This is a genomic window from Symmachiella macrocystis (assembly GCF_007860075.1).
GTDB classification, from domain to species: domain Bacteria; phylum Planctomycetota; class Planctomycetia; order Planctomycetales; family Planctomycetaceae; genus Symmachiella; species Symmachiella macrocystis.
Map to the genome: position 1 here is coordinate 3701550 of NZ_SJPP01000001.1, position 11936 is coordinate 3713485.

Below are 11936 nucleotides of genomic sequence, written 5' to 3' on the forward strand. Positions count from 1 at the left end.
GGCTGATGGAAAAAAATACATTCGATACACACATCCCCCAGCCCCCGGCTTTGCCGGGGGGTCGCGCTGCACAACACGAACATTCACCACCCCCGTCGATCATGATCAAATCCCAACCGCTCACCGATGAAGAACGCGCCACCTATCAGTGGCAAATGTGGACGCCAGGTTTCGGCGAAGCGGGGCAGGAGAAACTGCGGGGGGCTTCGGTGCTCGTCTCCCGGGTCGGGGGACTGGGCAGTGTCGTAGCATATGAACTGGCAGCGGCGGGGATCGGCAAGTTGGTGTTGGCGCATGCCGGCAACGTCAAGCACAGCGACCTCAATCGGCAACTATTAATGACGCACGACTGGTTGGGCAAACCGCGGGTGGAATCAGCGACGCAGCGGTTGTTGGAACTCAATCCGCGGCTAGAAATCGAACCCATCGGCGAGAATATCTCCGAAGAAAATGCCCAGCGGATCGTGGCGCAGGCCGATGTGATCGTCGATTGCGCGCCGCTGTTTGAGGAACGTTTCGCCATGAACCGGCAAGCGTTGGCACAGAGAAAGCCGCTGATTGAATGTGCGATGTATGAGTTGGAAGGACAGATCACCACCATCATTCCCGGAAAGACCCCCTGCCTCCGCTGCCTGCATCCCGAGCCGCCACCGGCCTGGAAACGGGAATTCCCCGTCTTCGGCGCTGTCTCAGGAACTGTTGGCTGCATGGGTGCGATGGAGGCGATCAAGGTCATTTCCGGTTTGGGCGAACCGCTCGCAGGACGGATGGTAACCTACGACCTGCGAGATATGACATTTCGCCGCCGCAATTTGTTACGCAATCCTACCTGTGCCGACTGCGGCAATATCGGGAGATGATCGCGTTCGGGCCATCAAACTGATTCGAAGGGAGACGTGACATGTTCAAACGAATGACCACGGCGTTATTGCTACTGACCGTTGTTGTAACGACCACATCCACAGCCAATGCTGACGACGTTAAAACGTGGACTGATACACATGTCGACGAACTGGTCACGCTCTATAAGCAGTTTCATGCGCACCCGGAACTTTCGTTTGAAGAGCAGGAAACCGCAGCCAAGTTGGCCCAGGAACTCGAAGCCCTCGGCGCGGAAGTCGAGACGGGAGTCGGCGGGCATGGAGTCGTTGCGATTCTAAAAAACGGCGAAGGCCCCACGGTCATGTTGCGGGCTGATCTCGACGGACTACCGGTCACCGAGGCCACGGAACTGCCCTATGCGTCGCAGGCCAAGGTCACGAATGAAAAAGGCGAGCAGGTAGGGGTTATGCATGCCTGCGGGCACGATATTCATATTACGAATTTCATCGGCGTGGCGCGGTATATGGCCGCACACCGCGATCAGTGGCAAGGAACACTCGTCATGATCGGGCAGCCGGCTGAGGAGAAGGGGGCGGGCGCCAAAGCGATGCTCGACGATGGTTTGTTCAAACGCTTTCCCCGACCGGACTATGCGATGGCCCTGCATGTCGATAGTTTTTTAGAGACCGGCAAAGTCGGCTACCGGGCAGGGTTTTCGCTGGCCAATGTCGATAGCTGCGACATCACCGTCCGCGGCCGCGGCGGGCATGGTTCGTATCCCCAAGGGACGATCGATCCGATTGTGCTAGCGGCTTATCTGATCGTCGATTTGCAAACCATCGTCAGCCGCGAAATTGCTCCACTGGAACCGGCGGTGATCACGGTGGGTTCGATTCACGGGGGCACCAAACACAACATTATCCCCGACAGTTGCCATCTGCAATTGACGATCCGCAGCTACAGCGAAACGGTGCGCGCACACTTGAAGGAAGCCATCATCCGCAAAGCCAAGGCAGTCGCCAAAAGTTTTCGCGCGCTGGAACCGGTGATCAAGTACGACATGGGAACGCCGTCGCTCTTCAACAACGAACGGCTGGTCGACCGCATCGTCCCGGTATTTCAACAGGCTTTGGGAGCGGAAAACGTGCTGGAATCGGACCGCTCGATGGGCGGCGAAGATTTCAGCCGTTACGGCCGCGCGGGGATTCCCGTGATGATGTTTCGTCTCGGCAGCATCGACCCAGCACGGATGGCCGAAGCCAAATCCACCGGCCGCCCACTACCCTCATTGCATTCGGCGCTGTATTACCCAGAGCCCAAAGAAACGCTGCGCACCGGTGTCACAGCAATGACCAGCGCATTGTTGGAATTGTTAAAAAAGCCCGCCCAATAAATCCTCAAGCCTGACCCCACACGCCTCAAGCCTTCGTTAGGTAGTCTCGACCAGCAGCGTCGGTTATGCTGTGATATCGGTCGGCGGTGGATCACCGTTTGTGTTCTGCTCACGACCGGCAAGCTCCCCATCCATCCCGACGATTTGCTTTTGAGGGAATAACAGATGCAAGACAATCAACAATCCCGCACCGGTGGGGTCACGCGGCGGCGTTTTTTAGGAACAGCACTCGCAACTGGAACCGCCACGTTTGCCGCCCCAGCGATTTTGCGGGCGCGGAATTTGAATGAGCGGCTGAACATCGCCATCGTCGGTTCCGGCGGTCGCGGCGGCGCCAATCTGAACGGCGTGAATTCAGAAAACATCGTCGCCCTGTGCGACGTGAACGAAAACAACCTGAACGCCGCCGCCAAGAAACATCCGCAGGCGGCGAAGTTCACCGATTTTCGGAAGATGTACGAGGACCCCAACAAGTTCGATGCCGTCGTGGTCAGCACCTGCGAGCATACGCACGCATTCGCCACGCTGCCGGCTTTGCAGCTGGGCAAGCATGTTTATTGCGAAAAACCGCTGACCTATAACATCGCGGAAGCCCGCAAAATTCGCGAAGCAGCCGGACACGCGAATGTGGCGACACAAATGGGAACGCAGATCCACGCGGGCGACAACTATCGCCGAGTTGTGGAGTTGATCCAAACCGGTGCGATTGGCGACGTGAGTGACGTACATGTCTGGGTTTCCCGGGCGTGGGGGCGACATGATAGCCTCAAAGCGGGGCAAGAAGCGGGCGATCCGTACGCCATCGCTGAACGGCCGCTCACAACCGAGGAAGTGCCGGCGGGTTTGAATTGGGATTTATGGTTGGGACCAGCTCCCAAGCGCGATTTTCACGCGACCTATTTCCCCGGCCCCAAATGGTACCGCTGGTGGGACTTTGGCAACGGCACAATGTCGGACTTGGGAAGCCATTGGATCGACCTGCCGTTTTGGGCTTTGAATCTCGACCACCCACTGACAATCGAAGCCAGCGGTCCCCAACCGCATCCGGAAATCGCTCCCGCTTCGATGCAAGCGGTCTACGAATACGGAGCACGCGGCGATCTGCCCCCCGTGCAGTTGTCGTGGTATCAAGGCACCTACAAACCGCAGATGTGGCATGAAGAACAAATTCCCCGTTGGAGCAGCGGCGTGTTGTTCGTGGGAAACAAAGGGATGCTGCTGTCCGATTACGGCAAGCATGTCTTGCTACCCGAAGAACAGTTCACTGGTTTTACTCCGCCGGAACAATCGATTCCCAAGTCGCGCGGCCATTACGGAGAATGGATCCACGCCTGCAAAACGGGCGAGCCGACGACCTGCAACTTCGAATACGCCGGTTGGCTGACTGAAGCCAATCATTTAGGCAACGTCGCTTTCCGCACCGGTAAGAAATTACAATGGGATGCGGAAAACATGCGGGCCACCAACGCCCCCGATGCCGAACGGTATATCCATCGCGACTACCGCAAAGGCTGGATCCTCACCTAAAAGTAGGGTGCGTAGCGACGCACCTTTCTCATGTAGGACGAAAGACGTCCCTATCAAAAAAAGAGCATGCAAAGTGCGCATGCGATACTGCACATCCGCCTCTAAATCCTGCGGATGACGACGAAACAAACGCGGACGAACTGCAACTAGAATTCGAAAGGCTGTTTGAGATGAAACGCTTCAGTGGATGGACATCAGTGTTGGCCGTTACGGCAATCATTTGCGGCAGTGCATGGGCTGCTGAACCGGTTACCCCCAAAGGGTTCCAGGCAATATTCAACGGTAAGGAGCTGACCGGTTGGCATGGTGACAATCCGCACCAAACGGTCAAGGCACCCGCCGAAGAAAAAAAAGCAGCCATCGAAGCGCAACAACCAGAGTTTCTCGCCCATTGGAGCGTCGAGAACGGCGAACTGGTCAATGATGGACACGGTCCGTACGCGACCACCGATGAGGAATATGGCGATATCGATTTTCTAATCGACTACAAAACGGTGGCCAAAGCAGACAGCGGCATTTATCTACGCGGCACGCCACAGGTGCAGATTTGGGACTATACCGAAGAGGGGGGCAAGTGGGATCGTAATGCCGACAAAGGTTCCGGCGGACTGTTCAACAACCGCGCCAACACACCAGGCCAACTTCCGCTCGTGTTGGCCGACCGGCCCTTCGGCGAATGGAACCAGTTCCGCATCCGGCAAATCGGCAGCCGCACCTGGGTGTATCTCAACGACAAACTCGTCGTCGAAAATGCCATCATGGAAAACTATTGGGACAAAGACCGCAAAAAGCCGCTTCCCCCACGAGGACCGATTCACCTGCAAACACATGGCGGCGAAATCCGTTGGCGGAATATCGCCGTGCGGGACATCCCCGGCGAAGAGGCCAACGAAATCCTCCGCGGAGACGATAAAGCCGAGGGTTTTACGTCACTGTTTAACGGCAAAGACCTGACCGGTTGGACCGGCGCTTTGGATAGCTACGAAGTCGTCGACGGCACGCTACGCTGCAAAGAAGGGGCCGGGAGTGTGCTCTTCACCGAAGAGGAATACGGCAATTTTGTCGCCCGCATCGAATTCAAACTCCCCCCCGGCGGCAACAACGGCTTGGCGATTCGCTACCCGGGCAAAGGGCAAGCTTCGACAGTCGGGATGACCGAAATTCAAATCCTGGATGATACCGCTGAGAAATACTCCAAACTCGACCCGCGGCAATACAACGGTTCGGTCTACGGCATGATCCCCGCACATCGCGGCTACTTGCGACCGGTTGGCGAATGGAACTATGAAGAAGTGACCGTCAAAGGCTCGAAGATCAAAGTCGAACTCAACGGTACGGTGATCGTCGACGGCGACGTCAGCCAAGTCACGGAATTCAAAGACGACACCGAGCATCCCGGCAAAGACCGCACCACGGGCTACTTTGGTTTAACCGGCCACAAGGACCCCGTCGAATTCCGCAACATCGCGATTAAGCGATTGGACTGAGGGGTTTGAATCTCACCACGGAGACACGAAGGGCACGGTGTAAAAGACTGTAGACATTAGGCTTTAGACTGTAGGCAGAGTTGCCCATGTTTTTTCCTAAGGTCTACGGACTAAAGGCTACAGCCTCTCTGCTCCGTGCTTCCGTGGTGAAACCCCCACTAGTCGATGTCGATCCAAATCCGTTCGCGGGCGCTTTCCAGCACGGCATCGCAGATCTTTTGTGTTTGCAACGCGTCGCGGAAGGTGGGTTGGGCTGGCTCGCCGGTTTCCAAGCCTTTGAGGAAATCGGACAGGGCGTTGGTGAAGGTGTGTTCGTATCCGATTGTGCAGCCCGGCACCCACCAGCGGTCCATGTAGGGATGTTCAAAGTTCGTCACGTGAATTCGCCGCCAACCGGTCAAGTGGTCTTCCACTTTCTTGCCAGTGGTGGGGTTGGCGTATTCGAAGAATTGCAGAATCTGTGGGTCTTCGAGATCGAAGAAGACCGAGCCATCTTCGCCGTTCATTTCGAACGTGTTGTAATTCTTGCGGCCACGAGCATAGCGAGAACTCTCAAAGGTCCCCATCGAGCCGTTTTCAAACCGGGCCAAAAACATGCAGGCATCGTCGATACTGACCGGCTGCATTTCACCCGTGTCTTGATGCATCCGTTCTTTGACGAACGTTTCCGTAGCAGCACTCACTGAGGTAATCGGGCCGTTGAGCCAAATCGCCGTGTCGATCGAGTGGGCCAACAGGTCCCCCGTCACGCCGCTGCCGGCAACAGCCGCATCCAACCGCCACAACGTCGCTCCTCCCTGCGGAACATCTTCGGCGATCGTCCAGTCCTGCAGATAGGTCGCGCGATAATGAAACGGCCGACCAATGCGGCCTTCTTTGACCAGTTGGTGAGCGAGCGTAATGGCCGGGACGCGGCGGTAGTTGTACCAAACCATATTGGCCACGCCCGCTTTTTCTACAGCAGCCGTCATCGCTTCGGCTTGCGCCACATCCATAGCCAGCGGCTTCTCACAGAGAATCATTTTCCCCGCTTCAGCAGCGGCAAGTGCCATTTCGTAATGCGTATTGTTCGGCGAGCCGATGTCGATCGCATCGATGTCATCGCGGGCAATCAGTTTGCGCCAATCGGTCTCGTAGGATTCCCAACCCCAGTTCTCCGCGAACTCTTTGATCTTTTCTTCATTGCGGGCGCAACATGCTTTGAGAACCGGTTGATATTCCAGATCAAAAAACTTGCTGACCTGCCGATACGCATTGGAATGCGTCCGGCCCATAAATCCATAGCCAATCAGGCCAATATTCAAGGGTTTGGTCATAGCTGTGCTCTCGTTGTGTGATGGTTGTTACTAGATGCACTGAAATACGTGTTCACGAGATTTCCGTTGAACAACATACGATTTCGAATGTGTCTCCCGTTGAACAGCCCGGTTCACCGGGCTTATCCGCGATAGCAGTATTAGCCGCGTCGTTTACGGCGGGGTATACGCGACCTTGACATGAGGCCAGATCCCCGTTTACGGGGATTCTCGCTGTTCGGGCTTGAGCCGCAGTTCAACCGTATTTGGCGACCAATTCGTCCAGCGCCTTTTTGCATTTGGCGGTGGCGTCCCAGGCGTTGGGCCAGAAACAGAGGTCGATCGTCCACCAGTCGTGCGGCAATTTTTCTTTCGCCAAGGCCGGCATGATTTCGTCGAAATCCAATACGCCGTCGCCGAACGGCGGGTGGCTGCTCGTTTCGTCTTCGCCGTTGTCGTCCTTATGGCATTTGTTGTCCGAATCGATCAGGTGAATGTGATTGATCCGGCCCGAGACCATGCTAATGAACTCCAATTGTCCGCCTGGCAAAATCTCCTTTTCACCGTAATGCCGCGACCCATTGACCGCCACCATTTGACCGTGACAGGTATCGTATTGCAGACCGAAATTCTCGTTCGGAATTGCATCCAGGATCTTCACAGCATCCGAGGGTTTGTTGAATGCAAATCCCGGCTCGCATTCCCAGGTGATGTACAGCCCGTGATCGGCGGCGATCGGGCAGCACTTTTTCCAGGTTTCGGTCACGCGCTGAAACGCCGTGTCGTAGTCGACGTCATCCAGAATGGTCGGCGGCTGTACGCAATCGACACGAATGCCTTTAATGCCCACGTCTTCGCAGAATTGGGCGTTCTTGGCGAATTCGGCGATGTATTTCGACTGGTCCGCCGTATTGATCAGTTCCTCGCCCCACAGATTGGCGGCCAATCCGCTGAAGTCGAGGCCCCATTCTTTCATCTTGCCGACGAGTTCATCACGCTGCGATTTTTCCGGCAAATCATCCGGATTGGGATGCGGGGGAAATCCACCCAATTCGACACCGTCGAATCCGAGTTCCTTGAGCTTGGTGCAAACGGTCTCAAAGTCGACAGGGTTCTCAGCATAGGGTCCGATCGTGTAGGCCCATGATCCGATTGACGTGCGTTTCATATGTGGTGTTCCCTAGTTTAATTGTGTGTTAAAAACAATTCCCAAACCGACCGCTTGCGGTCGTGCGCGATGACCTCAATCGGCCGACGTGATTAGCGTTTCTTATGATCCCCAACCGCCGGAGCGGTCGGATTTGCATCGGGGCCGAAGTAGCGTAGCGATACCAGTGGTTCGCTGCCCGTGTTTTCTACCACGACACCCTCAGCGGCGGCTGAGGCGGTGACGAAGACTTCGTCTTCGGTCATTTGCCCAAACCGGATCATTGCCGGCGTTTGCAACCGCAGTTTGCCAATGTGGCCTTCTCCTTGAACGGTAATCCAACCGTAGGCGCCGGTGTCCTTGAGCGTCAATTTCCCGCCGGGATCAACCGTCAACTCTTTAGCGGTGAAGCACTGCTTTCCATTCACGTCGCCATAGACAATCCAGCGGTCGACGTATCCGTCGGCGGCAGTGTCGGCCACCGGAATCGGTTCCAGGTAATGGTTGTCCTTAAAGTGCGTGTCGACGTTCTGTTCCCAGTCCAGCGCTTCGACCAAGTATTCCAAGTCGTTGTGCTTCTCTTCGGGGAAGTCTTTCGTCAACAGCGACCAAGGCACTTCGCGGCCTTCGACCAGCGATTGATACATGCCAAACACGTCGCTGCCCCATTGCGGCTCATACGTCACCAGACTGCCCGGTGCATGCAGCACACACGGCGGAATCAACCAGCCGGTGCCCGGTTTGAGACGGTACGCTTTCGAAAGATCCAAAATGCCGTTGTCGCCGTCATTCCAACGGGACAGGCAATCGATCACGTCCTGCTTCGTGGTTCCCGGTTCCAGGCCCATGAACGTATACGGGAAATTATCGCCGATGGCGTTCATTTGCGGCGGGAAGTAATACGACTCCGGTTTGCCTTCCTGACCGACGAGCGCTGCTTGCTCTTCGTTTTGGTGCATGTGGTGCGGAATCGGACCCATGTTGTCGAAAAATTTCGAATAGACGGGCCAGCGGGAATACTTGTCCCAGATCGAATCACCCACGATCGTTGCACCCAGCTCAGCGACCGCATCACGCAACGTGAAACGTGAGCCTTCGAATTCGATGTAGCTCAAACCTTCATCGGGGGGAGCCCCTTCGTTGGCAGCGGGAGTTGTGGAGCCGAACCAGCGTTCGTCGATGCCGCCGCGATTCATGCCCAGCGCGTAATAATCAGCAGGGTGCAATTTCAAGCGGCGTCCCGGCTGCAGAAACGACCGGGGAACCCAGTTCGGTGCCAATCGAAAAATTCCGCCGCCCGCATTCAATGCATCACTTGCCAGTTTTGCCACGTCCGCCATAACCGGTCACTACTCCTGGATCATAGGTTGTCTGGTGATTTCCGCCGCTTCACGCTGCCGACGGGAGAATCGCATCATTGTTTATCAATGCTGGCTATTATTGCTGGATTTGCTTCACACGCAAGGAACCCCCCCGTCGCAATTGCCTGAAATCCAATCGTGATTCAATTCGGTGAATTTCGAGCCGTTCCGCATCGGAGTCGATAGGTCGGCTCGCTCGTTGGCTCTGTTCCGGCAGTTTTTCTCACGCACTTCTTCTAAAACATGACCTGAGGGGACGTTTTCACTCGCCGTTTGGCTCAGACCCTCAGAAATCTGTCACTGATATTCATGGGTAAGATTGACCTGAAAGTCCGTTTTTCCTTTGACGAACGGGGTTGCGTCAACTTATGATGATAGGATGATGTGTTGCGGCTTTGTCGGCTGTTCCTAGACACTTAAATAGTCGACTGTTGCGATTTCCCACAGATGTGTTGGCGACGGATGCTGACTCCCCAAGTTCGTGATCGAGGAATCGTTTTCGACGATTTCTAAAGCGAACACCATCACGCCCCGCGTTTTCATTCCGGAGTATGTGCCGATGACGGTTTCCGCCCGTTTTTTCTCGATGACCGGGTTCGTGCTCTGTGCCTTGATCGCCGTTCCCACAATCGTCTCCGCACAACAACCGTCGATAACTTCAACTTCCCCCCAAGCGGCCATGCCGGGGGCTGCCGTCGACATCGTGCTCAAGGGAGGCAACCTTGCCGGTCCCACGCAACTCTGGACCAGCTTTCCCGCTGAAGCCGCTTTGTCTCCCGATGTGAAAGACAACGGCACCAACGCCGCTCAAGTGACCTATCGCATTACCGTCCCCGAAGGAACTCCCGCCGGAATCCATGCAATCCGCGCCGTGACTCCCACAGGTGTTTCCAAACCGGTCTTGTTTCTGGTCGACGATCTAGCGTCGGTGGCTGAGAAAAAACCAAACAACTCCACCGGCGCCGCACAACCGTTGACGTTACCCATCGCGGTCGATGGAACGGTCGACGCCCTCTCGCGGCATTTTTACAAATTCTCCGTCGAGCAGGGACAAACGGTCTCGTTTGAAGTCCTGGCTCGCCGCATTGGTTCACCGCTCGACCCGTTGATTCGCATTTTGGATGCCACCGGACGCGAGTTGGCTTATAGCGACGACGCAGCCGGCACAATGGGGGACGCCCGTTTGTGCCACACCTTCAAAGACGCCGGCGAATATTATCTCGAGCTACGCGACATCAGCTACACCGGTGGAGCAGGACACCGTTATCGTTTGCGCATCGGCGATTTTCCTTGTGTCAGCGCCCCCTATCCCATGGGAGCCAAAGCGGGTACGACCGCCACGATCGGATTTGCCGGTAGTCATCTCCGCGACGCACAACCGATCAGCGTCAACGTTCCCTCCGATCCATCCATCAAATGGATGCCAGTGGCGGCAAAATCTGCGGATGGTCAAAGCAGCGGTTTCACCGTATTGGCAGTCAGCCCCCAGGACGAAGCAGTCGAGCAAGAACCGAACAACGACCTGCCCCAAGCGACACGTGTCGCATTGGGAGCCAATCTCAACGGGCGTTTCGAAACCCCCGGCGATATTGATCGCTTTATTTTTAAGGCAGCCAAAGGGCAGCGATTTCTCTTCACCGGCTACACCCGTCGCCAGGGAGCTCCAACCGACTTGCACGTCCGTCTGCTGGACGCGGCCGGCAAACAATTGGCCATCGCCGAGGATTCCGGCAAAAACGACGCATTGATCAACCACACTTTCCCCGCCGAGGGAGACTATGTCTTGGAAGTCCAAGACCTGCATCGCCGCGGCGGACCGGAATTCTCTTACCGCATCACCACGACTCCGTATCAGCCCGGCTTTGATTTGTCGACCTCCGGGGAAACCATCAATGTCCCGGCCGGTGGAACTGCGTTCGTCACCGTGACCGCCACGCGCCGCGATTACAACGGCCCCATCGAGATTTCGGGTGAAAACCTGCCCGAGGGAGTGACTGTGACGCCAACCGTCATCGGTCCCGGCCGACCCAATGCAGTCGTCACGATTCAAAACGGGGCAACCGCCGCTGGAGCAATCTCCCAGATTCGCCTCATTGGCACGGCCAAGATCGGCGACGCCGATTACCGAGCCGTTGCCACCGCCACCACTGCCCAACAAGGCCTATTCAGCGCCATGCCCTGGCCGCCTTTGAATTTGGCGGAGAAAGTTGCCCTGGCGGCAGCGCCCGCGCCGAACTTCTTTACTCTGACCAGCGATCCGGCAACGGTCGTGCTTGGCCCGGATCTCAGTGCAACGGTGATCGTTAAAGCGAATCGCACAAAAGACTTCGGCGAAGCCATCGCCCTGGCAGTCGAACCGGCCAAAGCTGGCCTACCCCCGGAAGTCGCCGTCGCAGCCAAACCGATCGCGAAGGGCAAAAACGAAATCGCCATCGTGATTTCAGCCAAAGCCAAAGCACCGCTGGGCGAATTCACCATTGTGCTCAACGGAACCGGCAAAAAAGGCAAAGCCAGCAGCTCGCAAGCCGCACCGGGAATCCGCATCAGATTGCAGGCCCCCTACTCGCTCAGTGCGGAAAATATAACGATTGCGCGCGGCGCCAAAGCGAAAATCAAGGTAACCGCCGTGCGAAACCCCGCTTACACTGGCCCCATTATATTAACATTTGTTAATCTACCCAAAGGTGTCACCGCAGCACCGGCCACAATCGAGGCTGGTAAAAACGAGGTGGAAGTCGAACTGACCGCTGCCGCAGATGCTGCTGTCGGAATTGTGAAAAACACGACAAGTCAGGGTGAAGGTCTGGTTGGCAAAACCAAAATTCCGGGAAAATCCCCGGCCTTTGAATTGACGGTGCAGTAAGACGGCAACGACGAATCGCAGAATTGTGAAAACGCCCGGTA

9 protein-coding genes are annotated in these 11936 nt (G+C 56.2%); 5 read left to right on the forward strand and 4 right to left on the reverse strand.

Annotation, left to right across the window (positions count from 1 at the left end):
* The first annotated feature begins 5 nt into the window (after nt 1-5).
* From CA54_RS14350 to CA54_RS14365, 4 genes are all read left to right on the forward strand, one after another.
* Nucleotides 6-860, forward strand: coding sequence for a HesA/MoeB/ThiF family protein (locus tag CA54_RS14350; RefSeq protein WP_231963064.1), 855 nt, complete (start codon nt 6-8; stop codon nt 858-860).
* A 41-nt stretch (nt 861-901) separates the two neighbouring features.
* The gene (locus CA54_RS14355) at nt 902-2215 is read left to right on the forward strand and encodes an amidohydrolase (RefSeq protein ID WP_197532467.1); all 1314 of its coding nucleotides are present in this window, start codon (nt 902-904) and stop codon (nt 2213-2215) included.
* Nucleotides 2216-2380: 165 nt separating this feature from the next.
* Nucleotides 2381-3742: a Gfo/Idh/MocA family protein gene (locus CA54_RS14360; protein ID WP_146371416.1), complete on the forward strand. Its 1362-nt coding sequence runs from the start codon at nt 2381-2383 to the stop codon at nt 3740-3742.
* 170 nt (nt 3743-3912) lie between these two features.
* The gene (locus tag CA54_RS14365; protein ID WP_146371417.1) at nt 3913-5229 is read left to right on the forward strand and encodes a 3-keto-disaccharide hydrolase; all 1317 of its coding nucleotides are present in this window, start codon (nt 3913-3915) and stop codon (nt 5227-5229) included.
* A gap of 158 nt (nt 5230-5387) precedes the next feature.
* Here CA54_RS14365 and CA54_RS14370 read toward each other — a convergent pair whose 3' ends face one another.
* From CA54_RS14370 to CA54_RS14385, 4 genes are all read right to left on the reverse strand, one after another.
* Nucleotides 5388-6545, reverse strand: coding sequence for a Gfo/Idh/MocA family protein (locus CA54_RS14370; protein ID WP_146371418.1), 1158 nt, complete (start codon nt 6543-6545; stop codon nt 5388-5390).
* A gap of 235 nt (nt 6546-6780) precedes the next feature.
* Entirely contained in the window at nt 6781-7692 is a 912-nt protein-coding gene (locus tag CA54_RS14375; RefSeq protein ID WP_146371419.1) for a sugar phosphate isomerase/epimerase family protein, read from the reverse strand.
* A 92-nt stretch (nt 7693-7784) separates the two neighbouring features.
* On the reverse strand, nt 7785-9011 hold the full coding sequence (locus CA54_RS14380; protein WP_146371420.1) for a hypothetical protein: 1227 nt from the start codon (nt 9009-9011) through the stop codon (nt 7785-7787).
* Nucleotides 9012-9440: 429 nt separating this feature from the next.
* Complete coding sequence (locus CA54_RS14385; RefSeq protein WP_146371421.1) at nt 9441-9734, reverse strand: hypothetical protein; 294 nt, start codon at nt 9732-9734, stop codon at nt 9441-9443.
* On the opposite strand from CA54_RS14385, the gene CA54_RS14390 reads away from it, so the two are divergent.
* On the forward strand, nt 9712-11895 hold the full coding sequence (locus tag CA54_RS14390; protein ID WP_146371422.1) for a hypothetical protein: 2184 nt from the start codon (nt 9712-9714) through the stop codon (nt 11893-11895). The two genes, CA54_RS14385 and CA54_RS14390, sit on opposite strands and share 23 nt — an antisense overlap.
* The last annotated feature ends 41 nt before the right edge of the window (nt 11896-11936 follow it).